Origin of the sequence: Rothia sp. CCM 9418, from assembly GCF_048512825.1 — a bacterium.
Classification (GTDB): Bacteria; Actinomycetota; Actinomycetes; order Actinomycetales; family Micrococcaceae; genus Rothia.
Genome location: NZ_JBLXXX010000003.1, coordinates 261946 through 286555 on the forward strand (window position 1 = coordinate 261946; position 24610 = coordinate 286555).

The window sequence follows — 24610 nt, forward strand, 5'->3', positions numbered from 1 at the left end:
CATAGTTGAAGGGGTGCCAGTGCTTGCTCATAGTAGTAGAAGAAGAATAGGGCAGAACTAGCATGAGACGTTGGATGCTGGTTCTACCCTATTTTTTAGAGGATTCCTAGATTGTTTTTAAGTTCGTATGGGGTTACCTCAGCGCGGTATGCTTCCCAATCGGTGCGCTTATTGCGAAGAAATTGTTCAAAGACCTGTTCTCCTAGTATTTCTGCCATAAATTCAGATTCTTCTGTTTTATGGATGGCATCATGTAGGGAGAACGGTAATGCGTGGTATCCCATTGCACGACGTTCTGCAGAACTCATGGCTTGTAGGTCTTCTACTACTGCTGGCCCAAGTTCGTATTCGCCTTCAATACCTTTAAGGCCTGCGCCGAGGATAACAGCATATGCAAGGTAAGGGTTCACAGCGGAGTCAATACCACGGTATTCGATGCGCGCTGATTGCATCTTATTAGGTTTATAGAGTGGCACACGCACAAGTGCAGAGCGGTTGTTGTGTCCCCACGATACGTAGCTGGGTGCTTCTCCCCCGCCCCAGAGTCGTTTATAAGAGTTCACGAACTGGTTTGTGACAGATGTAAACTCTGGTGCATGTTTGAGGATACCAGCGATAAAGTGCCGTGCAGTACGTGAAAGTTGGTATTCTGCTCCAGCTTCGAAGAAGGCGTTGGTATCGCCTTCAAAGAGAGAAAAGTGTGTGTGCATGCCTGACCCGGGGTGTTCGGTGAAAGGTTTAGGCATAAATGTTGCGTAGATATTTTGGGCGAGTGCAACTTCTTTGATGACGGTGCGGAAGCTCATAATATTATCTGCAGTTTGCAATGCATCCGCATGGCGGAGGTCAATTTCGTTCTGTCCGGGACCAGCTTCGTGGTGAGAGAATTCGACGGAGATTCCGACTTCTTCAAGCATGGTCACGGCTCTGCGGCGAAAGTCTTGGACGACTCCCCCCGGTGTGTGGTCAAAGTAGGATTCTGAGTCTACGGGTATGGGGAACCCGTTAGGTCCTAGCTCTTTGGATTTGAGGAGGTAGAACTCAATTTCTGGTGAGGTGTAGCAGGTAAAACCCATACTTGCCGCTTTTTCGAGGGTACGTTTGAGAACGCCTCGAGTGTCTGCTGCGCTGGGTTTGCCGTCGGGTGTGAGAAGATCGCAGAACATACGGGAGGTGGGTTCTTCATCACCACGCCAGGGAAGAATTTGGAATGTTGCGGGGTCAGGCTGCAAAAGCATATCTGATTCGTAGATACGGGATAGCCCCTCGATGGATGAGCCGTCGAACCCGAGTCCCTCTGCAAAAGCACTTTCGACTTCTGCAGGTGCGAGGGCAACTGATTTGAGTGTTCCGACGACGTCGGTAAACCACATTCGGACAAAACGCACATCGCGTTCTTCGATAGTGCGCAAAACAAATTCTTGTTGGCGGTCCATGGTACTCCTCGTAATATTTTTAGTCGTCGGTGACTGTAATAGGTTTCTGTCTACACTGTATAAGTTCTCTCATTTTTTCTCCGCTTTTAGACGTATCATGTCAGAGAACGAGTGGAGTTCTTTTTTTAAGACTCCAGTAGCGGTGTTGATGAGATATCATCAACGGTCTATCTCTATGAGTTTTTAAAGATATGTTCAGGCCCCGGGTAGATGCCCTGACGGACTTCTTCCCGATAGGTTTTTGCGGCATGAGTGAGTTCTTCAGCAATATGTGCGTATTGTTTGACAAAGCGTGCCATTTTTCCTTGGCGTAGCCCAAAAGCATCTTGCCATACGAGAACTTGACCGGTTGTCGAGGATCCTGCGCCAATACCGATGGTGGGGATATCTCCTACTGCGTTGTTCACAGATTCTGCAACGTCTTCTGTCACCATTTCCATGAGGAGACAGAAAGCTCCGGCTTCTGTGAGGGTTAGCGCATCGTGAAGAATTTTTTCTCGGCTCTCGCCACGTCCCTGAATTCTGAAACCACCAAGGGCATGCTCGGATTGTGGGGTGAACCCAATATGTGCCATCACAGGAATCCCCGCTTGTGTTACGGCTTTTACGTGTTCGGCGTAGGCGGAGCTTGCTTCCATTTTAATAGCGTGAGCACCGCCTTCTTTCATGAACCGGCTTGCTGTCTCAACTGCTTGAGCGGGGGAAGCCTGATATGAGCCGAAAGGTAAATCTGCAACAACCATTGAACGCTGTGCTCCACGAGATACAGCAGCAACAAGTGGAATCATCTCATCAACAGTAATAGCTAAGGTAGATTCATATCCGAGGACATTATTTGAAGCTGAATCTCCGACAAGGAGCAATTCGATTCCTGCGGCGTCAAAAATTTGTGCTGTCAGGTAATCGTAGCAAGTGAGCATCGCAAATTTTTCGCCAGCTACTTTTGCCGCGTTCAAGTGAACAGTACGAATCTTTCGTACGTTGTCAAAAACACTTGGTTGGTGAGATGTTAGTTCTTCTCGTGTGGAAGATTCCGTGGTTTTTTGAGCGTTATAGGGCGCGTTTTCTTCAGAAGCAGGTGTAGAACTCATAGATAAAAGTCTACCGCTATCATCCTGTATTTACCTCAGCAGAATCTCAGAATACCTTTCACACTTTAAGTTCAAGCTGGAGGGTACTACCAAGAATCGTTGTTTTCGTCCCATTCTTCGTTGCGTTGTTTTGCTTTTTCCATAGCGTGTAAGGCTTCCTCATAACTTGGGTAAGGTCCCCATAAATCAGTGCCTAATCCAAGGTTTCCTTGTTGTACCTGTCGTGTTTTTAAGTTATACCAGTACTCGTTTTCTTCTGGTCCGGGTAAGTAGTCTTTACTCATAGGAATCCCTTTCTCTGATGATATATATGACACTTCTAGCATCATGAGGTGAGATATTCTCACAAGATGGAGGTATACCTCACAGCCTACTCTAGAACCGTTCTCTAAGATGCCTTATAGATTCTCTATTTTTTGGCATGAGTAATATTTTCTGCCGTTATTTGCCAAGATACGGCAAAATATCCGTTCTATGAAAGAAGAGTAGAACAACGAGCCTCGCTCTTTGACAAGTTAGGATAAATCTATGGCTAAATTTTCCACTTCACATAATCTTCCTGCAGCACCAGGGCAAGCACCTATCGGCTGTTTAACACCAGGAGCAGTCACACCTATTAGACCAGTCCCTACACATATTGAACGCCCCGAATACGTGGGAAAAGCCGAAGCTCGTGAAGGCTACGACTCTAATATGTATACGCCTGAAGAAATTGAACTAGTACGAGAGTCTGGCACTATTGCAGCAAACGCTATTGCTGAAGCAGCAAAAGCTGCTGCCCCTGGTGTCACAACTGATGCCCTTGACGTCATCGTTCACGAATACATTTGTGATCATGGGGCGTACCCCTCAACCGTAGAATACCGAGGGTATCCCAAGTCAGTGTGTACATCGCTCAATGAAGTGATTTGCCATGGAATTCCTGATAGCACTGTTTTAGAAGATGGAGATATTCTCAATCTTGACGTCACAGCCTATAAAAATGGTGTGCACGGAGATACTAACGTGACATTACTCATCGGTGATGTTGATGAGCAATCACGCCTTCTTGTTGAACGAACCAAGGAATCTCTTGACCGTGCAATTAAAGCTGTAAAACCTGGGCGAGAAATTAATGTTATTGGTCGAGTAATTGAAAAATACGCTGCTCGTTTTGGGTATGGAGTCGTTCGAGATTTCACCGGACACGGTGTAGGGCGAGAATTCCATTCAGGGCTCATCATCCCTCACTACGATGCTGCACCAGCGTATAACACGGTCATGGAAGTGGGCATGATTTTCACTATTGAGCCAATGCTCACTCTCGGCGGAATTGAGTGGGAACTATGGAAAGACGATTGGACAGTCGTCACGAAAGACCGTCAACGCTCTGCACAATTTGAGCATACTCTCGTGGTGACCGAAGACGGTGCAGACATTCTTACCCTTCCTTCTATTTAGCCCCCCAACCTCTATTAGGAGAATCTATGACTTCAGAGAACACCACAACACACGTATCATGTGAAGATCTCACCATTGGTATTGATATTGGTGGAACCGGTATCAAGGGCGGTATCGTCAATGTTCGTACCGGAGAGCTTGTTTCAGATAGATTCCGTATCCCCACGCCGTCTCCAGCAACACCAGCAGCATGTGCACAAGTTGTTGCTGACATTGTTCAAGAACTTCAGTCACGTCCTGTAGCGCCGGCTAAAGATTCTCCTATCGGCGTTGATTTTCCAGCTATCGTCAAAAACGGTGTTGCCCTATCAGCCGCTAATGTAGATAAATCATGGATTGGCGTTAACATCGAACAATTAATGTCCGAAGCTCTCGGAGGACGAACAGTCTACGCTCTCAATGATGCTGACGCTGCCGGACTTGCAGAAGCATACTACGGACAAGGACGAGACAAACAAGGGCTCATCGCTGTTATTACCTTAGGCACAGGTATCGGCTCTGCCCTTATCCTCAATGGACAGCTCATCCCTAACACGGAGTTAGGTCACCTAGAATTAGACGGAGAAAATGCAGAGTCTCGTGCCTCTGCGCGAGCACGTGAACGAGATGACCTCTCATGGAAGAAATACGGTAAACGGTTACACCGTTATTTCAGTCATCTAACGTTGTTGTTCTCCCCCGACTTGTTTATTATCGGTGGTGGAATCTCTAAAAATCCTGAAAAATTCATGCCATATTTCGAAGATGATCTTGATATCCCGATGGTCATGGCCGCATTACGGAATAACGCTGGCATCGTAGGAGCCGCACTATGGGCTTTCGGGTTTGTTGAAGGCGAGCGCCAAAGACTAGCAGTTGAACAAGAGAGCTAAAAGGCCATCATTTGCTCCCTCATTGATTGGGGCAAAAAAAGAACCTTCTGAGGAGACCGTTTTCTTTCTCAGAAGGTTCTTTTTTATGTGTTCGTTATAAAAGAGTTGGTTGTTCTGGTCCCTCATCGTGTTGCCCTTGAGACAAGATATCTTCTGAAGGGCGAGAAGATGTTTTTTGCCCTTCACCATCAACACTTTGAGGTATCTCGTCATTGAGTGAGAGATCAGCAGAATAACTCTTATATGTATCGCGTAGTCCTTCGATAGCTTTCTCGAAATCTTCTAGACTCTCGAAGTTCTGATATACGCTGGCAAAACGAAGATAAGCAACAGCGTCTAGTCGCGATAACGGTTCAAGAATGGCTAATCCGACAGTATGAGCTTTTACGCGGTTATCTCCCAAAGAACGAATTTTTTCTTCAACTTCTTGTGAAAGTTTTGCTAAATCGTCTTCGCTCACAGGTCTGCCTTGGCAGGCTTTACGTAAGCCATTCACAATTTTTTCCCGTTTAAAAGGTTCTGTCACGCCCGAGCGTTTCACAACAGATATACCCGTTGTTTCATACGTCGTGAAACGGTCTTCACAGTTATCACATAAACGGCGGCGACGAATCGCGCTGCCGTCTTCAATCACGCGCGAATCAATTACGCGTGAGCCTGCCTCATGGCAGTATGGGCAGTTCATCAGAGCTTACCTCCTGATTCAGAAGAATCGCTCATGCTACGAATGTTAATAGCTTCACCGTGTGCAGGGAGGTCTTCTTCCTGTGCCAAGGTCACGATGTGGTCGCCAATGTCTTCTAACGCAGGTTGAGAATACTCAATTAGCTGAACAACCTTCATAAAGGTTGAGGTGTTAAGACCTGATGCGAAAGAAGCTGTACCAGAGGTTGGTAATACGTGGTTTGACCCAGCAGCGTAATCGCCAAGAGGAACTGGAGAATACGGGCCAATAAAGATAGCTCCAGCATTACGCACACGTTGAGCAACTTCAGCAGGGTTCTTCGTATGAATCTCAAGGTGTTCAGCAGCGTAGGCGTCAGCAACACGTATGGACTGTTCTAAAGAATCTGTCAGAATAATTCCTGATTGAGGTCCTTCAAGAGCAGTTTTCACACGGTCTCGGTGTTTCGTGGCTGATGATTGACGGGCAATAGCTTGAGATACCTGTTCAGCGCATTCTAGGGAGTCTGTAATCAGGATAGAACCAGCGTTAGGGTCATGTTCTGCTTGTGAGATTAAATCAGCTGCCACGTATTCTGCATGGGCAGACTCATCTGCAATCACGGCAATTTCAGTGGTGCCAGCTTCACCGTCAACACCCACAACCCCCTGTAAGGCACGCTTAGCTAAAGCAACAAAAATATTTCCTGGACCGGTAATGGTATCGACACAGGTTAGTTCGTCGTCAATGTCTTCTATACCATAAGCCATGGCAGCTAATGCCTGAGCACCGCCAATAGCCCATACCTCACGGATTCCAAGCAGTGCCGCAGCCGCCAAAATGGTTGGATGAGGCAATCCATCAAATTCTTTTTGTGGAGGACTGCATAATACGATAGATTCGACCCCTGCAGCCTGTGCGGGGACCGCGTTCATTATCACCGAGGAGGGGTATACTGCCAACCCTCCCGGAACGTATAGGCCCACACGTCGAACAGGTGTCCACCTATTAGTAAGCTGAGCGCCAGGAGCTACTTCAATCGTGGTGTCTTGAGGACGTTGTGCTTGAGCAAAAGTACGGTTGCGTTCAATAGAAATTTCTAATGCTGCTCGAACTTTTGAATCGAGACGTTCCAAGGCATCCTCAAGTGCTGATTCAGGCACACGAAGAGAACGCTGGTGCACGCCGTCAAAACGTTCCGCTAATTCACGAATATAATCCGCACCAGAATTTTTGACACCGGAAATAATCTCTTCAACAGTTTGTTGAGCATTACCAACATACTCAGAGCTTTGACGAGGCATTAGAGCACGCAACTGCGTATAGCTGTATTCTTTCCCCCGTACATCTAAAAGAGAAAGTTTAGGGGGCAAATATTTTTGGTCTTCTGCAGATGTGCTCATATGTTTCATTCTACTGTGTTAGAGAGATAAAATCAGAACGGTGCACAAACAGTAGCTTTTATTCCAAACACGTTGGGCCTAAAAGAACTTTTATGTCACCGTAGAAAGACGAATCAGCAGTCACACGCAAGTGATTGCCAAGACGCATCAAGGTTTTACCGGTACGGGTACCTAACGCGATACGTACTTCAGTTTCCCCAGGGTGGTTCTTGAGAATCTGCTGAAGCTCTAACAACATCTCTTCCGTTGCTTTGTATTCTGGGATAGAAATCGTCACAGGCCCAGTCGCGTCACCGGCAGTTAGTTCAAGCACCTTTATTTCTTGAGCGTTGATACTGACAGAACCATCATCTCGACGTTGTAAACGACCTCTAATGGTGCAGATAAGATCATCGGCCAGAATAGGGGCAATCGGTTCGTAAATGCGCCCAAAGAACATGACTTCAATGGATCCAGTACGGTCCTCAAACTCAACACGAGCATACGGGTTACCGCTCTTTTTTGCTATACGTCGAGTAACAGAGGTAATCATGCCAGAGATAGTGACCATCGCCCCATCCTGAACTGATGATTCTTCATCAAAAAGAGACAAAATTGACGAAGTCGACAAAGCATCAAGCTGATTTTCTAGACCTTTGAGCGGATGATCTGAGATATATAGACCCAACATCTCACGTTCAAAATTCAATTTATCACGTTTTTCCCACTCAGGGATATCAGGAATTTGCAGAATAGACTCGTTACCTAAACCTTCATCGTCAAGCCCTAAGCTACCGAAAAGGTCAAACTGTCCGGTTGCTTCACGACGTTTAACAGAAGCAGCAGAATCAACTGCTTCTTCGTGGATAGAAGATAATGCACGCCGACTTTGCCCGAACTCATCGAATGCACCAGCCTTAATCAACGAATCAACGGTTCGCTTATTGCACACGGTGAGAGGAACCTTATTCATAAAATCTTGGAAAGATTCGAAACGGCCCTTTTCTGTTCTCGCACTAACTAGTGCAGCGACTACAGGAGCACCAACGTTACGGATTGCGCCCATTCCAAAGCGGATATCGTCATTGACAGGAGTAAAGTTCAACTCGGATTCGTTAACGTCTGGAGGCAATACCGTAATACCCATGTGGCGACACTCGTTGAGATACGAGGCAAGTTTATCTTTATCGTCGCCCACAGAGGTAAGCAAAGCAGCCATATATTCTTGAGGGTAATGTGCTTTCAAATAAGCCGTCCAATAAGAGACTAGACCATAAGCTGCAGTGTGGGATTTATTAAATGCGTAGGCGGAGAAGGGAAGCAGGACATCCCACAACGCTTTAATAGCTTCTTCAGAATATCCATTCGATAGCATTCCTTGATGGAAGCTCTCATACTGCCGGTCAAGTTCTTCTTTTTTCTTCTTACCCATTGCACGACGCAACAAGTCTGCTTCACCCAGAGTATAGTTTGCTAATTTCTGTGCAATAGCCATAACCTGCTCTTGATACACAATCAAACCGTAGGTGGTATTGAGAATATCAGCCAGCGGCTCATCTAGCTCTGGGTGAATAGGTGTGACTTCTTGTTGTCCGTTCTTACGCAACGCATAGTTCGTGTGAGAGTTTGCGCCCATAGGTCCAGGACGGTACAGAGCCAAAACCGCGGAAATATCTTCAAAGTTATCCGGCTGCATCATTTTCAGCAAAGAACGCATCGGGCCACCGTCAAGCTGGAATACGCCTAATGTTTCACCGCGCGCTAGCAACTCATAGGATTCTTTATCGTCTAGAGACAACGCATCCAAGTCAAGGAAGAAGTCACGGTTTAGTTTAATGTTTTCAATAGCATCAGAGATGATTGTTAGGTTACGCAGACCCAAAAAGTCCATCTTGATGAGCCCAAGAGTTTCACACGTTGGGTAATCAAATTGGGTAATAATTTGCCCGTCCTGTTCACGGCGCATAATAGGAATCAAATCTAGCAAATCATGGCTCGACATGATAACACCTGCAGCGTGTACACCCCACTGACGTTTAAGTCCTTCTAAGCCAAGAGCCGTGTCAAAGACTTTCTGACATTCAGGGTCTTCACGAAGTTGAGCGCGCATATCAGAGGCTTCGCCATAGCGTGCTGACTTCTCATCAATAATTTCTTTCAACGTCATGCCTTTACCCTGAACATCTGGTGGCATTAACTTGGTCAGGCGGTCACCCATCGAGAAGGGATAACCCAGCACGCGAGAAGAATCTTTGAGAGCTTGTTTTGCTTTAATCGTTCCGTAGGTAACAATCTGCGCAACTTTATCTTCACCATATTTTTCAGTGACATAGTGAATCACCTCAGAACGGCGACGATCGTCAAAGTCCACGTCGAAGTCAGGCATGCTCACACGCTCAGGGTTCAAGAAACGTTCGAAGAGCAAATCATGTTCTAGGGGGTTGAGCTCAGTAATACGCATCGCGTATGCAACCATTGAACCTGCACCAGAACCACGCCCAGGCCCAACACGAATACCATTATTTTTAGCCCAGTTAATGAAGTCAGCAACCACCAAGAAGTAGCCGGGGAACCCCATCTTTGAGATAACTTCAACTTCGTATTCTGCTTGTCGACGTACCTCATCTGGTACACCTTTGGGGAAGCGGAAGTGTAGCCCTTTTTCAACTTCTTTGACGAACCATGATTCCTCGTTCTCCCCCTCTGGGGTGGGGAACGCTGGCATATAGTTTGCTTTTGTGTTGAACTCTACATTACAACGTTCGGCAATTTCGAGAGTGTTATCGCAAGCTTCAGGGAAGTCACGGTACAGTTCTCGCATTTCTTCTGGAGATTTAAGGTAAAAGTTTGAAGCGTCGAACTTAAAACGTTTAGGGTCTTGCAGCGTGGTACCAGATTGCACGCAGAGCAACGCCGCGTGCGCTTGAGCGTCGTATTCATGAGTGTAGTGCAAATCGTTGGTAGCGACGAGTGGAAGCTTTAAATCTCGAGCGAGACGCATCAAATCTTCAACAACAACTTTTTCGATGCCGATGCCGTGATCCATGAGCTCACAATAGTAATTCTCAGCACCGAGAATATCTCGAAAATCGGAGGCAGCTTGAAGAGCTTCTTGATATTGTCCAAGGCGTAGGCGAGTCTGAACTTCTCCAGAGGGGCACCCTGTTGTCCCAATCAGTCCTTTGCCATAAGTCTGCAATAGCTCACGGTCCATACGAGGCTTATAAAAGTGGCCTTCGAGAGAGGCTAGAGAGGACGCTCTAAAGAGGTTATGCATACCTTGAGTGGTTTCTGCCCACAACGTCATATGGGTATACGCACCACCACCAGAAACGTCACCATATTCAGAAATGTTTGGTTCACCCCAACGTACACGGCTACGGTCTGTCCGGTGAGTACCAGGGGTGACGTACGCTTCAAGACCAATAATGGGTTTAACACCCGCATCATTTGCTTTTTGCCAAAAGTCAAAAGCCCCAAAGAGAAAACCGTGGTCTGTCGTTGCCATGGCATCCATATTCAGCTCTTTAGCACGGCTAAAGAGCTCCGTCAGGCGCGCTGCACCATCGAGCATAGAATACTCGGTGTGTACGTGTAGATGAGTAAAACCTTTACCGCTCACGTTATTCTTCTTTCCTCTAGCTTCGATGGTTTCTTCTTCTACGGATAATCCTAGAATGTTCCTTCTCTTAACGACTCTAAAGCATACTCAAGGTCTTGAGGGTATTCACTGGTGAATGTCATGTTCTTCCCGCTGACAGGATGCTCAAATTCAAGAATATGAGCATGTAACCATTGACGGGTAAGCCCTAGATGTGCGCTCAACGAGGGATCTGCGCCATAGGTAAGGTCTCCACAACAAGGATGGTTCAACGCTGAAAAGTGGACACGAATCTGGTGGGTACGACCTGTTTCTAAGTGTACGTTCACCAAGCTGGCTCGACCAAAAGCCTCTACCACCTGATAGTGAGTGATAGAGTCACGGCCGCCCTCAACGACAGCAAAACGCCATTCGTGTCCGGGGTGTCTCCCGATAGGAGCGTTGATAGTACCTTCTAAAGGGTCTGGTATGCCTTGAACTAAGGTGTGGTAAAGCTTTTTAACCGTACGTTCTTTGAAGGCACGTTTAAGAAAACTATATGAATGCTCATTCTTTGCTACCACCATAACACCAGATGTTCCAACATCTAAACGATGGACGATGCCTCGGCGTTCAGCAGCTCCAGAGGTAGAGATACTCACTCCTAAGCCCATTAAAGCGCTTAGCACTGTAGGCCCATGCCACCCCGGAGACGGATGAGCCGCTACCCCAGCCGGTTTATCAACGACAACAATATCTTCGTCCTCATAGATAATGGAAAACCCATCAACCAGCTGAGGGGTAATATCGCTTAAATCTCGAGGTGCTGGCGCGTCAACCTGTATATGGTCACCACGTGAAAGTTTGTAACTTTTAGCGACCTTAACTCTACGCCCGGAGGCATCAGTCACTTGAACATCGCCATTTTTAATCCAGCTTGCAGCCAAGGTCCTTGCGATGTTAAGGCTTTCAGACAGAGCGGCGTCAAGACGTAAACCGGCAAACTCTTCAACAACACTCTGGTACGTAATTCTTTGGCTCATGCGTTGCTTTCGTGACTTTCCTGCTCGATGGTATGAGAATTCTTCTTCTGAGAATAATCGTACGTTCCGTCAAGACGAATAGAACGAAAATTCTGCAAGACGATAAGTGCCATTGCGATACAAATACATGAGTCAGCAATGTTAAAAATGGCGAAGTTTCCGATAGAAATAAAATCTACAACATGCCCAACACCAAATCCTGGCGGGCGCAAAAGTCTATCGGTCAAGTTCCCCAATACGCCACCTAACAATAACGCTAAGGAAAAAACCCATACTGTTGATTGTGCTCTGACAAGACACCATAAGCATACCAGCACGGCAACCACCATCATCAAGGTAAATACCATGGTATAGCCAGTGCCAAGAGAGAAGGCTGCACCAGAGTTGAGAATGTAATACCAACGAATAGCCCCTGGAACGACAGGAATCTTTTCCCCTAAAGTCATCGTCGTTTCGACAAGGTACTTGGTACCTTGATCTGCCCCATAGGCAATCAGCACCGTCATCAATACCACGATTAGTTTAGGGAAGGCAGATAAGGTACGCACACATGGGCGGGGTTCAGACGGACCTGAGCTATGGGCACGATGATTCTGTTCTTTGGACATCCGGTGTTCTTTTCCCATCTGTGACAAGTCCTCAAGCGGCATATCGAGTTGACGTAATCGATTGTTACCGATTCAGTATCAGCTCTGAATCACTATTTTATATAAACTGACGGGATAGTGAGGCATCATAATGATGCTTCCCACTATCCCGTCAAAAGCTCTAATCTAAGATTTTAGCGCATGAAGGAGCTACCGGTAGGAGTAGCTGTTGAGTCAAGTTTACTCTCAACAGAAGGAGCACTCTCCAAATCTTGAAGTTGCTCTTCGATGTACTTTCGCATACCTTCACGGTATTTCTTCTCGAATCCGCGCAGTTTCTCGACAGTAGCTTCAAGGTTAACTTTGTTCTGTTCAAGGTCGCCCAGAACTTTGGAACGCTCTTCTTGGGCGGAGGTCAGTAGTCGCGCAGACTCCTCACGTGCTTCGCTAATGAGACGCTCACGCTCTGTCTCGCCTTGGAAGATGTAATCATCGTGGACTTTCTGAGCCATAGCAAGCAATCCAGCCGCACTATTCGTGCCCATACCGAGACCACCAGTAGCAGCTTCTGCTGCGTCGGTAGCTTCGGGGTCTGTGCTTGTAGCAGCCTGAGGTTCTGCAACTGCGGCGGCGGCAGCAACAGGGACAGTCTGCTCTTCAACGGTAGAAGCAACAACGGAGCTGCCTTGGGCTTCTGCCTGCTCTAGCTGTTCTTGAGCCTGAGACAAACGACTTTCGGCTTCTTCAAGGTTTCGTTTGAGTGTTGCATTTTCGCTGTTAAGACGACGCAACTCAACAACAATTTCGTCGAGGAAGTCGTCAACTTCCTCAGGGTTGTACCCCTCTTTAAATTTGGTTGCCTGGAACCGTTTGTTGATGACGGCTTCTGGTGTAAGTGCCACTAAATATTCACCTCTAAATTCAAGCTTTTGCTGGACTCCCCGACGTAGCGATGCATCATCCCTAAAACACCGCTACTCTCTGAAAATTCTTCCTAGTTTTTTAAACTCAGCAACTAGGATACACGTGAGTTCACGTAGAATTGCCGTTTTATCGTGGAAAATTCTTCAATTATCCCAAAAAATATGAGAACCATTGTTTTGAACACGAGATCTTCATCTGCGTTGCACCGTCGTTAGTCGCCGATATTAGCGGATAAGAATCTCGAGCTTATAACCGCCCACCATAAAACATTCTTTATACCAGACTACTACTCTTATGCATCCTCCAGTTCATCTAAGGAGAGTTTGCTTTAAGAAAACATAAAGATTAATCGGAAAAGGAAGTTATTGATAATCATAATCGCGAAGATAAGAATCAAAAACCCTAAATCTAACGACATGCCTCCCACTCGCAACGGCGGAACAAGACGCCGCAAAGCATTTAAAGGAGGATCAGTTATTGCATATACCGCAGAGGCCACCACCAAGAACACACCTTGAGGCCTCCAAAAACGTGAAAACATTTGTACCCAGTCAAATACCAGCCGTAAAAGCAACGCAAAATACAGGGTAAAGACAAGGATATTCAGTAAAGCTAAGAGGTAACCAACCATGTGTTTTAGCCTTGGTTAAAGAAGTCGAGAGACTCACTGTCAAGCGCTACAGGAACTTCCGTACCCTTTGAACCGGAAACCTCAACATTCGATGGAGTCAGAAGAAATACTTTTTCAGTAACCCGCTCTAAATTACCTTGCAGAGCGAAAGTTAAACCGGCACAAAAATCGATAAGGCGTTTCGCATCAGATTCTGTCATCTCAGTGACATTCATGATAACGGGGATATTACTACGATAAGTTTCGCCGATGGTCTTAGCGTCGTTATAGGAGCGTGGGTGAACAGTAGTGATGAGGCGCAATTCTTCTTCGCTTTCGTCATGAGGTTGAATACGCTGAGGAGTGCGCTCCACAGCGTTTGAGGATACCAAAGGTTTTTCAGTTTGATGCTCTGAAGGCGACATATCGTACGTTGGTTCGTACTTCTGCTCGTCCTTCTCCTCACCAGCAAGATACAAATCTTCTCGCTGGTCAGATACTGAATCATGAGACATAACTCGAGAAGTATCCTCTTCTACAGGATACTGGTCGTACTCGTCATCAGGGAAATTATAAAGAACATCACGATTCTGACCGTAGTCATCGTCATATTCTTCCGCATAATCATCGAAATCATCGTAACGCTCATGTACACGATTTCGCGCAGGTTCTGCCTGTTCCCCTAAACCAAGGAATGACATCGCCTGATGAAATGTACGCCCTGCCATTTTTCACTCCATCTATAACGTAACCGGCTACAAAAACTCAATATCCGGTGTAGTTGCTTCTTCAATGTTTCACAGTATCAATTCTAGGGTTCTTTAGGATAGGAAAACGCGCCTAATAAAGAAAAAATAGAACAATAAACTAGCGTATTCTCCCACCACTTAACAACGTGAACCCATAATTTCCGAACCAATACGAACCCTGGTTGAACCCCAGCGAATAGCTTCTTCTAAATCTCCGCTCATACCAGCAGAAATCTCCCATGCTTGAGGAAAGTGCTCTTGTAACTCCTGAGAAATACCGTAGAGCGTTTCAAAACTTCTCTCGGCGTCACCCCCCAAAGGCGCAACAGCCATCACTCCGGCACAGGATAAACCCTCACACTGTTCAAGACGCTCAGCAATACGAAAGACATCATCTCCGACAGCGCCACCACGTGAAGAATTATCACCAGAATCAGCAGATAAATTAACTTGCACAAAACAAGATAGCGACCCAGCAACTCGTGATTCTGCTCTATCCTGAGCACATTGAGCTTTAGCTTTAGCCAGAGCATCCACTAAAGAAAGTCTGTCAACAGAATGCACCTCGTGCGCATAACGCACAACAGACTTTGCTTTATTCCGTTGCAACTGCCCGATAAAAGACCATCGCAAAGAATCCTGAGGATCATTCATCGGTTCAATAGCATACGCCTTCTCATGAGCTTCTTGGTCGCGATTCTCGCCCACAGAACGAACCCCCGCATGATAAAGAGCTAAAACGTCTGTTACAGGAAAAAACTTCGTTACGACAGTGAGCTCAACTTTATGGCTTTGGGCATTACGAGAACCTGAATAGTCCTGTTCAGCACGGCTAATACGTTCTTGTACACGTATAAGATTGTGTTTTAGCTCTTCTGCGCGTTCAGCAGTATACGTTAACATTAGAGTCCCCTTTTCATAAGATTCTCAACCCACACAAGACCCGCAAAACGACCGTGAGGGTCCCCTCTACGATGAGAAAATAAGTTCTGGTTTTCAAAAGTACAGCAGGCTAACGAACTGTCAATTCTTATCTCATAGGGCATCTGGCGTAGAGCTTGTTCAGCTCCGGCCGGCAAATCTAAAGCACTCGTGCCCCAGCGACTCTCACATCGAAGATCAGGAAGAATCTGAGCAGAATCCTCCTGCATTGCTGGGGGAACTTCATAGCATTGGCCGCAAATAGAAGGACCTATCCAAGCGGTCAGTTTTTCTGCTCCTTGGCCCACTAATGATTCTACGGTCTGTTGTAAGACACCATCGAGTAGCCCTCGTCGACCCGCATGAGCAACTGCAATCAACGGAAAATTTGTAGCAGAACATTCAGCAGTAAAAATCACAGGAATACAATCGGCCACCATAATAGCGAGAGGTTTTCCCTGAACAGAAAACATGGCATCGGCTTGAGGCGCGTCCGCCAACAAAGACTGTGCATATGCCACACGTTCTCGTTCTTGAAAAGCATCAGGCATGATTGGCTGAAGGTACTGTGTATCGACATCGATAACCTCAACACCGTGCACCTGATTCACATACGTGAAATGTTCTGAACCCAAACCTAAATACTGTTCAAGACGTTCACGGTTTTTAAGAACGTCTAAGAAATTCTGTCCTACATGTAATCCTAAGTTTCCTGCTGATATAGAGCTAAAAGCAATATGTATAGAACGTTCGTGCAAAGTTTCAATCGTATGTGCAATCAGCGGTGAACTCATGATGTCCTTAAGAAGAAAAATGGATACGAAAAAGGCAAAGCTCCCGGCGATAGATACGATGAAATGTCTATGCCAAGAGCTTTGCCTTTTACAGGATTACTTGAGGAAGTCAGGAACGTCCAAAGAATCTTTACGAGGAGCTTCTTCAACGACCGGTGGAAGATCTACATCAAAACCAGCGTTGTTAGGTACGTCGTTGCCCTGAGACTGCCAAGAGTTTACTGCAGGAGCCTGAGAGGTCTGAGTCTTTGCAGACGCACCGAATGGTGAGTTCTGCTGTGCAGATTGCTGGGCAGATGAGCTATTTCCGTTAGCGTTCGTTTCAGGATTGACAGAATCAAAACCAGCAGCAATAACGGTCACACGAGCTTCATCGCCGAGCGCGTCATCAATAACAGCACCGAAAATAATGTTTGCGTCGGGGTGTGCAACTTCCTGAACCAAACGAGCAGCTTCGTTGATTTCGAATAGTCCCAAATCTGAACCACCCTGAATCGATAGGAGCACGCCGTGTGCGCCGTCGATGGATGCTTCAAGAAGAGGTGAAGCAATAGCAAGCTCTGCTGCTTTTACGGCACGGTCTTCACCAGAAGCTGAGCCGATACCCATCAGCGCAGAACCAGCCCCTTGCATCACAGACTTAACGTCTGCGAAGTCAAGGTTAATCAAACCGGGGGTGGTGATGAGGTCAGTGATTCCTTGGACACCAGAGAGCAGTACCTGATCTGCAGATTTGAAAGCGTCCAACATGGAGACGTTACGATCTGAAATAGAGAGCAAACGATCGTTAGGAATAACAATCAAGGTGTCAACTTCGTCACGCAAAGCTGCGATGCCGGTCTCTGCTTGGTTAGAACGGCGGCGTCCTTCGAAGGTAAAGGGACGGGTAACAACACCAATCGTCAAAGCACCCAAAGAGCGAGCAATGCGAGCAACAACGGGAGCGCCACCGGTACCAGTACCGCCACCTTCGCCAGCAGTCACGAACACCATGTCTGCGCCTTTAAGAACTTCTTCAATTTCTTGTTCGTGATCTTCTGCAGCTTGACGTCCAACCTCAGGGTTTGCGCCTGCACCAAGACCACGGGTTAGTTCACGTCCAACGTCGAGCTTAACATCTGCATCTGACATCAAGAGCGCTTGCGCGTCAGTGTTAATTGCGATGAACTCGACACCGCGAAGACCAACCTCAATCATGCGGTTGACAGCGTTGACACCGCCGCCGCCGATACCGACGACTTTAATGACTGCTAGGTAGTTCTGGGGGGTATTTGCGTCCATGAAGTCCCTCTAACGATTTTTAGGAATTATTGATGAATAAACACCAAACCTTCAACTTTATGTTGAATGATATTTATTCGACTTACGTGTATTTCAACTAGAAGCGTACCAACACTACAGAGGTTCTGTCGCTCTACATGTCAAAAAAACAGGATATTTTCTCGAAAAAATAAGAATTACACCCAAAGTTCAAGTTTAAGTTGAGCTATCGAGTCGTAGGAACCAAGGGACTTGAGACATCAAAAACCTTAATTTGAGAGTCCTCGCCCAATGCCTTCATAAGTTCAATAAGAACTTTAGCTTTAAGGTCGCTATCAGCAGTCGTACCCCACAAAACTTGACGATCGTCCCCCATCATCAAAGTAATCGTCGAAGTAGAATCAGCTTTCGCCTCAGTTACCATCGATAACAAATCACGAGGCAAAGATTCAAGAACCCGAGTCACCGTCTTAAACTGCGGAGTGTTCACAATAGCACTACCCCCAGCAATCAAAGGAACACCACTAGCTTCCAAAGAATCCACCCGAGACAGCATCACACCTTCACTATCAACTAAGACATACTCTGAACCTTCCCGCACCGCAGCCACCGGAATACGTTCATGCAAAGTAACAATCAATTCGTGAGGAGCCCGAGCAGAAATAGAAACACCTCGAAGAACCTGCTGATGACCAATCAAATCAGCAACTTCCTGATCACTCACACGAGTCAAAGGAACACCCTCTAAACCACGTAACTTCTCCTCCACCGAAGCAGTCGACAGTAAAGAAGCCCCCTGCACCGTAATCGTTTTAATAGCCAAAAGCGGAGAATAAAAAACTATTCCCACAAAAATCGCCGCAATCACCAAAAGACCCAGCAACGTATAAATCCAACGTTTAACTGACTCACGAGAAAACGACAACATGCCAGAAGAAGACTGAGACGATACAGAAATAGCATCAGAACTATTCTGTTGCCCCACAGAAGAAGACTCTTTCGCAGCAGAACGAGCAGAACGCCACTGAGCAAAACGACGAGAACGCGCACTCACCAAAGAATCTTCCTCTATAGGCTTGACCTTAGAAGAATTAATACGAACGACAGGAGCCTCATTCGAAGACTCTCCATCTTTCAAAGCAGAAAACTGCGTACGATCGTCTGACATACCTATACTTTCGCACGCTTTAAAAGACGCTCAACAAGATCTGGCCCATAAGAAGTCACATCACCAGCACCTACCGTCATAATAACGTCTCCAGGGCGAGCTTGAGAAAGAATCTGCTCCAAAGCCTCTTCAGGCTGAGCATAATGAACCTCAGAGAAACCAGCCTCAGTAATCAGTTCACTAGTAACTCCCTCAATCGGAAGTTCCCGAGCCGGATAAATATCTAAAACATATGAGCGGTCAGCAGTTGATAATGCCTGCGCAAATTCTTTAGCAAACTCTTGAGTACGAGAAAACAGATGAGGCTGAAAAAGCACGTAAAGACTATGTCCAGCAGCAACTGTTCGTCCGGCCTCTAACGCACGCAAAACTTCCGTAGGATGATGCGCATAATCATCAAAAACTCTAATATCGTTAACCACTCCACGCAGAGTAAAACGACGGTCAGTACCCTGAAATTGAGCAACCGATTTAAGACTGGAATCAGCATCATAACCAGCCAAAACACCACACGTAAAAGCAGCTAAAGCATTAAGCTGGTTGTGTTTACCCGGCACATTCAATACGAGCTGTCCAGTGCCTTGGTACTCCTGCTCTCCGACCGTAAAATCCCATGTCACCTGAGAAGAACAAACGACACCGTCACTGGTAGTTTCAGAAAGACGGACATGAGCCTCCTCAGACTCACCATAAGTAATCACAGAATAACCAGCGTCACTTGTACGCGACGCTAAATCTCTAGCTCCTGCATCATCAATACAGGCGATAAGAACACCATCATCAGGCATAGAACCAACGAACCGGGCAAAAGCCTCATGCACCTTATCCGCCGTTCCATAAAAATCGATATGGTCAGGTTCGACGTTAGTAACTACAGCAATCTCAGGACGGTAACGAACAAAAGAGCCGTCCGATTCATCAGCTTCAGCAACAAACCACGAACCCTGTTGGCAAGAACTCAAACGAGCATTCGTATCATATCCAGCAATTGTAGAACCAACCGCAAAAGAAGGATCAGCACCTAAAGCACCCAACGTCACAGAAATCATCGAACTTGTGGTTGTTTTCCCATGGGTTCCAGCCACCGCAATAACACGAGAAGTGTCCATCGTGGCAGCTAATGCTTCAGAACGATGAAGTACGCGAAGCCCTAGTTCTCGAGCTTTCACAAGTTCTGGATTATCAGCCGTAATCGCGGTAGAAACCACAACAGTATCTACGCCCACAATATTTTCAGCTGATTGTGGAGTAGAAATCTCAATACCTAGTTCTCTCAAACTATCCGTAGCCGATGATTCAGCGCGGTCAGAACCAGAAACATTCACGCCAGCCTGAACCATAAGACGAGCAATGGCAGACATACCAGCTCCGCCGATACCGACAAAATGAACTTTACCCAAAGAGCCCAAAGATAAACGCTCTGGGAAAGGAGGAGTTAACGGATGAGGGAGTTCTAGCTGAAGATTCATCAAATTATTAGTCATGCTGTGCCGCCTTTAGTACTTCAGTTGCCATGGTAGAAGCCGCATTACGGATTCCTTGAGCATAGGATTTTTCTGACATTTCACGGAGTCTATTCGTATCTGCCAATAATGCAGGAACATGATCTACAAACCACGAAGCAGTAAAATCTGCATCGTGAACAAGAATACCGGCATCTGCTTGAGTCAAAGACCGAGCATTAATCTCTTGTTCCCCATTACCGATAGGCAATGGAACAAAAATTGCAGGAAGCCCAACAGCAGCGACCTCACTGACTGTAGCTGCTCCTGAACGAACAACTAAAAGATCAGCAGCAGCATACACATCTTCCATGCTGGTAATAAACTCTCGTTGCACATAATGTGGTGTTTGTCTGAGCATACCCTCAGGAGTTTTTAGTGACTTCTCACGCCCCGTAATATGCAAAATCTGAAAATTCCACTGAGGTAACTTAGGAAGAATCTGCTCAATAGTATTGTTAAGACTCTTAGCACCCAACGAACCACCCGTTACAACTAAAGTCGGCAAGGATGGGTCAAGTCCTAAACGCTTTCGAGCTTTTTCTCGTAAAGACTCACGATCAAGAGACTCAATATTCTCACGCATCGGCATACCAACATGTTGCCCCTGCGCAATCTGAGTATCAGCAAAAGCTGTTCCGACAAAAGCAGCTCGCTTCGCACCAAAAACGTTTGCCATCCCTGGTTTTGCGTTAGCCTCATGAATCACAACAGGTATAGACAACAAGCGCGCAGCAATATACATGGGAGGGCAAACATACCCGCCAACACCAACGACGACATCAGCTTCCGAAGAAACTAGAATCTGACGAGCTTTTTGAATCCCCTGCATAAATTTCCAAGGAAACTTCACTGCCGCAATATTAGGCCGACGAGGAAAAGGAGCTCGAGAAATGAAATCTATCTTATATCCAGCTTTAGGAACAATATCTGCTTCCAGACCGTCCTCGGTGCCTACCATAAGAATTTTTGCGTCAGGTGCTTGTCGAGTAACTTCCCGAGCAATAGCCAACATAGGGTTAATATGCCCGGCAGTTCCACCACCTGCCAACACGATGGAGGGGCTTATCGTCATGAGTTAAGTCTCCGTTCAATTTATGTGAACTTCAATTCTACGCCGGATCCGTTCACAACCCAAAGATTATTCTTCTCGAGGTGTTCTTCTACGACGCTGTTCTGGTCTCAAAGCTTCACGCTTCCCGCCCATACGTGAAGCGGTACGTCGTAAGTTTTCTGGAGACTCATACCGGCCCTTACCTCGAGAAACGGCCCGAGTACTATGCCGTTGTTCTCTACGACGCAATTGTTCAGCCGATTCTCTTCGATGAGGAGGTCTTTCTCCCCTACCGTTACCGTCAGGAACACCTTGTCTTAGAGGTCTATCTCTCTTATTCCGAGAGGTAGGAGGACGTTCATTCCGAGGAGATGACTCATTCTGGGGACCTCTTCTACGCTGAGGAGTAGACGCATTGTGAGGGCGACGCCGTTGAGTCCGTTGTGGTGATGGACGCGAAGAACTTCCTGAACCTCGACGAGGTGAAGTTGCTGGTGCCACGGCGGGTCCTAGACCAAAGAAACCTAATACCGGTAAAAATTTCTCATACCGTTCTGATATTGGAGCCAATGGCTGGCGAAGCTGACGTTCCTCTTCACGAACAATTCTTCCCAAACGTGCACGACGTCGAGCATCCTTTTCATGAGATTTAGTAGAAAAGAGTTGCTCATGACCAGCAGTAATCGAAAGCAACGGACTCTGCCGTGCAAAAGCAATCAAGATGCCTACTGCTAACAGTGAAGTCACTAAAGATGATCCACCGTAGGAAATAAAAGGTAAAGGAATACCAATCACTGGAAGAATTCCCGTTACCATAGCAATATTAATTGTTGCCTGGCTAACCAGCCACAACATAATTCCACCCGTAGCAAGGATGACAAAGCGATCAGCGCTGCGGAGCATAATACGTACGCAACAATAAATCAGCCCGAGGTACAAAACAATAATGAGTAATGTACCAACTAATCCTAGTTCTTCACCGATAACAGCAAAAATATAGTCGTTATGAGCTTCGGGAAGATAATTATATTTTTGACGTGAACGGCCCAAACCGACACCCCAAAAACCACCAGTTGTCAAAGCTGCTAAACCAGCATCAGACTGATCACAAATCGACCCCTGGCATTTTCCAAAAAGACCCAAAATACGTTGCAAACGATTTGAGCTGACCAATACTGAGGCAACCCCAGCGACGGCAAAAATACCTAAGAGGGTTGCAAAAGATTTGGATGTAATTCCGGAGAACCACAGCATACCTAAGAAAATAATGGCATACACGATAACGGTACCGATATCTTTACCTAAAGTAATCGCACCGATAAGTGGAAGCCCCCAAAGGACTTTCATCGGAAAAGGTGATTTAGAATCTTCCGCAGAAAGTCTACGTTGGGATAGAACCCACGCCATCCATATCACGAAGACGATCTTTGCTAGCTCAGAAGGCTGAATTTGGATGAAACCAATATTTAGCCAGTTACGGTTACCACCAATTTCCTTACCAAATTGAGAAGTAAAAAGCTGGACAACGGTCATAACGGCCAGTAAGGCATGAAGTATCCAGCCACGACGATAGAGCGTCACCGGAAGATAAGAAAAAATACCCAGGGCAATAAAACCAATAGCACCAAAGAATGCTTGGCGTACTGCTTGGCTAAAAGGTGACAGCTGAGCAGCAATTGCTTCAACGCTAGAAGCAGAGAGAACCATCATGATGCCAAAGAGAGTCAGCCCCACGGCAATCAAAAAAAGTAATAAGGCTACATCACTAATCGAAGAGTTCTCAGCCCGTCCACGAACACCCACATACCAGGCGGCTAAACGTTTACGAAAGCTTCTACGCGTCTGCTCTGATAAAGGTTCTGAAGCACCAGAAGAATGTTCTGGAGTTGTCGTGCTCAAACTATTGTCCCTTCACCTAGCAACCAATCATCGCTAGGGTTCGTGTCTTCACATCCAATTCGGCAAGAAAGTCATCTTACATCTATCAGATTTATTCGTTCTCTGTTGAGCTAAGTTTTTCTACCAGTTGTGTAACTGCCTCAATGAAACAGTCACCACGATCTGCATAGGATTTAAATTGATCCATCGAAGCAGCTGCAGGAGCCATAAGTACGGTGTCTTTTTCTGATGCTATTTCATAGGCTTTAGCAACGGCACAAGACATGATGTGAGCACCACTAGCAGATTCTTCCAACTCATCAGTGACATTATAGAGTGGAACGCTGGGAGCATGCTTGGACAATGCATCACGTAAAGAAAGCGTATCCGTGCCAATGATGATAACAGCTTTAAGTCGGTGTACATGGGAACGTACTAATTCTTCATAATCGACGCCCTTTGAGAGTCCCCCAGCAATCCACACGACCGAGTCGAAGGAGCTAAGAGAGGCATGGGCCGCATGAGGGTTTGTGGCTTTTGAATCATTAACCCACAACACTGAGTGTGTGTGAGCAACAGGTTGAATACGGTGAGCGCCTGGTTCGAAACTTTTCAAACCACGTTTTACGGCTTCAGGGGGCACACCAGCAGCACGACATAACGCGGCAGCAGCTAAAGCATTTTCGACAGTGTGCTTTGTCGGAAGCGCACCCGTATCAGCAACCTCAGCAAGTTCTAATGCCTCATGCTGACGATTTTCAGTAAAAGCACGGTCGACGAGTAATCCTTCAACAACACCTAACATAGAAAGTGCCGGAGAATTTGCGTGGAAGCCAATAGCACGGCAACCCTCACGAACGTCAGCTTCTTCAACCATACGAATAATATTCTGATGCTCGGCATGGAAAATACACGCTACCTGCGTATTTTCATAGATACGTGCTTTATCAGCAAGATAATTTTCGTATCCTTCATGCCAGTCAACATGGTCCTCAGCAACGTTGAGCACAACAGAAGCAAGAGGAGACATCGAGTACGACCAATGCAGCTGGAAACTAGATAGCTCTACCGCAAAATAATCGTATTCTACGGGATCTCTCAAAGCATCGAGAATCGGTATGCCAACGTTGCCAACAGCAACCGCACGATACCCTGCCTGCTGAAGAATAGATTCGGTCATTCCTACCGTAGTTGTCTTACCGTTAGTGCCGGTAATACATAACCATTGCGGGGTTTTTCTTCCTCGACGAGTGTTCAAACGCCAAGCAAGTTCAACATCGCCCCATACCTGCACACCATGTTCTTGAGCTTCTACGAATAAGCCAAGCTGAGGACGCAACCCTGGGCTTGTCACAATAAGTTCAGGAAGTTGCCCGTTAACGAGAGGTAAATGATCCATTGCGTCATCGGACAAAAGGGCATCAGATAGACCAACAATTTTAAGAGTCTGGACTTTTGAACGATTTTCTTCAGTATCAGCATTATCAATCACTAATACTTCTGCACCAAGCTCAATCAGAGTGTCAGCAGCAGAAAAACCTGAAACACCAAGTCCCGCAACAACAACACGTAGCCCCTCCCACGAGGCATCCCAGCTGGTGAGGCTTTCAAGACGTGAGGATGAATAAATAGGATTCTCGTTCGTTGCACGCATA

At 46.4% G+C, this 24610-nt stretch carries 21 protein-coding genes; 2 read left to right on the top strand and 19 right to left on the bottom strand.

Going from position 1 to position 24610, the window contains the following annotated elements; all coding sequences use genetic code 11:
- Positions 1–95 precede the first annotated feature (95 nt).
- The 3 genes from glnA to ACN083_RS05720 form a co-directional block, all read right to left on the bottom strand.
- Positions 96–1436 carry a type I glutamate--ammonia ligase gene (glnA, locus tag ACN083_RS05710; RefSeq protein ID WP_419101868.1) on the bottom strand — a complete coding sequence of 447 codons (1341 nt, stop codon included), beginning with the start codon at positions 1434–1436 and terminating at the stop codon, positions 96–98.
- A gap of 173 nt (positions 1437–1609) precedes the next feature.
- Positions 1610–2527, bottom strand: a complete 918-nt coding sequence (panB, locus tag ACN083_RS05715) for a 3-methyl-2-oxobutanoate hydroxymethyltransferase (protein WP_419101869.1) — start codon at positions 2525–2527, stop codon at positions 1610–1612.
- 86 nt (positions 2528–2613) lie between these two features.
- Complete coding sequence (locus ACN083_RS05720) at positions 2614–2811, bottom strand: SPOR domain-containing protein (protein WP_419101870.1); 198 nt, start codon at positions 2809–2811, stop codon at positions 2614–2616.
- A gap of 244 nt (positions 2812–3055) precedes the next feature.
- Here ACN083_RS05720 and map point away from each other — a divergent pair, with 244 nt between their 5' ends.
- Positions 3056–3967, top strand: a complete 912-nt coding sequence (gene map, locus ACN083_RS05725) for a type I methionyl aminopeptidase (RefSeq protein WP_419101871.1) — start codon at positions 3056–3058, stop codon at positions 3965–3967.
- Positions 3968–3993: 26 nt separating this feature from the next.
- On the top strand, positions 3994–4839 hold the full coding sequence (gene ppgK, locus ACN083_RS05730) for a polyphosphate--glucose phosphotransferase (protein ID WP_419101872.1): 846 nt from the start codon (positions 3994–3996) through the stop codon (positions 4837–4839).
- Positions 4840–4933: 94 nt separating this feature from the next.
- Here the strand turns inward: ppgK and nrdR are convergent, their stop codons facing one another.
- The 16 genes from nrdR to murD form a co-directional block, all read right to left on the bottom strand.
- The gene (gene nrdR, locus ACN083_RS05735) at positions 4934–5524 is read right to left on the bottom strand and encodes a transcriptional regulator NrdR (RefSeq protein WP_419101873.1); all 591 of its coding nucleotides are present in this window, start codon (positions 5522–5524) and stop codon (positions 4934–4936) included.
- Positions 5524–6906, bottom strand: coding sequence for a histidinol dehydrogenase (gene hisD / locus ACN083_RS05740; protein ID WP_419101874.1), 1383 nt, complete (start codon positions 6904–6906; stop codon positions 5524–5526). Before hisD ends, nrdR begins: the two co-directional genes overlap by 1 nt.
- Positions 6907–6964: 58 nt before the next feature.
- Positions 6965–10507, bottom strand: coding sequence for a DNA polymerase III subunit alpha (dnaE, locus tag ACN083_RS05745; protein ID WP_419101875.1), 3543 nt, complete (start codon positions 10505–10507; stop codon positions 6965–6967).
- A 50-nt stretch (positions 10508–10557) separates the two neighbouring features.
- Positions 10558–11508, bottom strand: a complete 951-nt coding sequence (locus tag ACN083_RS05750) for an RluA family pseudouridine synthase (RefSeq protein ID WP_419101876.1) — start codon at positions 11506–11508, stop codon at positions 10558–10560.
- The gene (gene lspA, locus ACN083_RS05755) at positions 11505–12134 is read right to left on the bottom strand and encodes a signal peptidase II (RefSeq protein ID WP_419101877.1); all 630 of its coding nucleotides are present in this window, start codon (positions 12132–12134) and stop codon (positions 11505–11507) included. Before lspA ends, ACN083_RS05750 begins: the two co-directional genes overlap by 4 nt.
- A 155-nt stretch (positions 12135–12289) precedes the next feature.
- Positions 12290–12997 carry a DivIVA domain-containing protein gene (locus ACN083_RS05760; protein ID WP_419101878.1) on the bottom strand — a complete coding sequence of 236 codons (708 nt, stop codon included), beginning with the start codon at positions 12995–12997 and terminating at the stop codon, positions 12290–12292.
- A 350-nt stretch (positions 12998–13347) separates the two neighbouring features.
- Positions 13348–13650: a YggT family protein gene (locus ACN083_RS05765; RefSeq protein WP_419101879.1), complete on the bottom strand. Its 303-nt coding sequence runs from the start codon at positions 13648–13650 to the stop codon at positions 13348–13350.
- Between the two features lie 5 nt (positions 13651–13655).
- Positions 13656–14357: a cell division protein SepF gene (locus tag ACN083_RS05770; protein ID WP_419101880.1), complete on the bottom strand. Its 702-nt coding sequence runs from the start codon at positions 14355–14357 to the stop codon at positions 13656–13658.
- Positions 14358–14516: 159 nt separating this feature from the next.
- The gene (locus ACN083_RS05775; RefSeq protein ID WP_419101881.1) at positions 14517–15281 is read right to left on the bottom strand and encodes a YggS family pyridoxal phosphate-dependent enzyme; all 765 of its coding nucleotides are present in this window, start codon (positions 15279–15281) and stop codon (positions 14517–14519) included.
- Positions 15281–16093, bottom strand: coding sequence for a polyphenol oxidase family protein (locus ACN083_RS05780; protein WP_419101882.1), 813 nt, complete (start codon positions 16091–16093; stop codon positions 15281–15283). The genes ACN083_RS05775 and ACN083_RS05780 overlap by 1 nt, the downstream gene beginning before the upstream one ends.
- Positions 16094–16189: 96 nt before the next feature.
- Positions 16190–17374: a cell division protein FtsZ gene (gene ftsZ / locus ACN083_RS05785; protein ID WP_419101883.1), complete on the bottom strand. Its 1185-nt coding sequence runs from the start codon at positions 17372–17374 to the stop codon at positions 16190–16192.
- Positions 17375–17579: 205 nt separating this feature from the next.
- The gene (locus ACN083_RS05790; protein WP_419101884.1) at positions 17580–18521 is read right to left on the bottom strand and encodes a cell division protein FtsQ/DivIB; all 942 of its coding nucleotides are present in this window, start codon (positions 18519–18521) and stop codon (positions 17580–17582) included.
- A gap of 2 nt (positions 18522–18523) precedes the next feature.
- Positions 18524–20005 carry a UDP-N-acetylmuramate--L-alanine ligase gene (murC, locus tag ACN083_RS05795; RefSeq protein ID WP_419101885.1) on the bottom strand — a complete coding sequence of 494 codons (1482 nt, stop codon included), beginning with the start codon at positions 20003–20005 and terminating at the stop codon, positions 18524–18526.
- Positions 19998–21098: an undecaprenyldiphospho-muramoylpentapeptide beta-N-acetylglucosaminyltransferase gene (murG, locus tag ACN083_RS05800; protein ID WP_419101886.1), complete on the bottom strand. Its 1101-nt coding sequence runs from the start codon at positions 21096–21098 to the stop codon at positions 19998–20000. The genes murC and murG overlap by 8 nt, the downstream gene beginning before the upstream one ends.
- A 66-nt stretch (positions 21099–21164) precedes the next feature.
- On the bottom strand, positions 21165–22976 hold the full coding sequence (locus ACN083_RS05805) for an FtsW/RodA/SpoVE family cell cycle protein (RefSeq protein WP_419101887.1): 1812 nt from the start codon (positions 22974–22976) through the stop codon (positions 21165–21167).
- Positions 22977–23067: 91 nt separating this feature from the next.
- On the bottom strand, positions 23068–24609 hold the full coding sequence (gene murD / locus ACN083_RS05810; RefSeq protein ID WP_419101888.1) for a UDP-N-acetylmuramoyl-L-alanine--D-glutamate ligase: 1542 nt from the start codon (positions 24607–24609) through the stop codon (positions 23068–23070).
- Between the last annotated feature and the right edge of the window lies 1 nt (position 24610).

What these genes read in the sequence shown, in the direction of transcription:
- glnA (WP_419101868.1), bottom strand. Translation starts at nt 1,436, where the DNA reads ATGGACCGCCAACAAGAATTTGTTTTGCGCACTATCGAAGAACGCGAT.
- panB (WP_419101869.1), bottom strand. Translation starts at nt 2,527, where the DNA reads ATGAGTTCTACACCTGCTTCTGAAGAAAACGCGCCCTATAACGCTCAA.
- ACN083_RS05720 (WP_419101870.1), bottom strand. Translation starts at nt 2,811, where the DNA reads ATGAGTAAAGACTACTTACCCGGACCAGAAGAAAACGAGTACTGGTAT.
- map (WP_419101871.1), top strand. Translation starts at nt 3,056, where the DNA reads ATGGCTAAATTTTCCACTTCACATAATCTTCCTGCAGCACCAGGGCAA.
- ppgK (WP_419101872.1), top strand. Translation starts at nt 3,994, where the DNA reads ATGACTTCAGAGAACACCACAACACACGTATCATGTGAAGATCTCACC.
- nrdR (WP_419101873.1), bottom strand. Translation starts at nt 5,524, where the DNA reads ATGAACTGCCCATACTGCCATGAGGCAGGCTCACGCGTAATTGATTCG.
- hisD (WP_419101874.1), bottom strand. Translation starts at nt 6,906, where the DNA reads ATGAGCACATCTGCAGAAGACCAAAAATATTTGCCCCCTAAACTTTCT.
- ACN083_RS05750 (WP_419101876.1), bottom strand. Translation starts at nt 11,508, where the DNA reads ATGAGCCAAAGAATTACGTACCAGAGTGTTGTTGAAGAGTTTGCCGGT.
- lspA (WP_419101877.1), bottom strand. Translation starts at nt 12,134, where the DNA reads ATGGGAAAAGAACACCGGATGTCCAAAGAACAGAATCATCGTGCCCAT.
- ACN083_RS05765 (WP_419101879.1), bottom strand. Translation starts at nt 13,650, where the DNA reads ATGGTTGGTTACCTCTTAGCTTTACTGAATATCCTTGTCTTTACCCTG.
- ACN083_RS05770 (WP_419101880.1), bottom strand. Translation starts at nt 14,357, where the DNA reads ATGGCAGGGCGTACATTTCATCAGGCGATGTCATTCCTTGGTTTAGGG.
- ACN083_RS05775 (WP_419101881.1), bottom strand. Translation starts at nt 15,281, where the DNA reads ATGTTAACGTATACTGCTGAACGCGCAGAAGAGCTAAAACACAATCTT.
- ACN083_RS05780 (WP_419101882.1), bottom strand. Translation starts at nt 16,093, where the DNA reads ATGAGTTCACCGCTGATTGCACATACGATTGAAACTTTGCACGAACGT.
- ftsZ (WP_419101883.1), bottom strand. Translation starts at nt 17,374, where the DNA reads ATGGACGCAAATACCCCCCAGAACTACCTAGCAGTCATTAAAGTCGTC.
- ACN083_RS05790 (WP_419101884.1), bottom strand. Translation starts at nt 18,521, where the DNA reads ATGTCAGACGATCGTACGCAGTTTTCTGCTTTGAAAGATGGAGAGTCT.
- murC (WP_419101885.1), bottom strand. Translation starts at nt 20,005, where the DNA reads ATGACTAATAATTTGATGAATCTTCAGCTAGAACTCCCTCATCCGTTA.
- murG (WP_419101886.1), bottom strand. Translation starts at nt 21,098, where the DNA reads ATGACGATAAGCCCCTCCATCGTGTTGGCAGGTGGTGGAACTGCCGGG.
- murD (WP_419101888.1), bottom strand. Translation starts at nt 24,609, where the DNA reads ATGCGTGCAACGAACGAGAATCCTATTTATTCATCCTCACGTCTTGAA.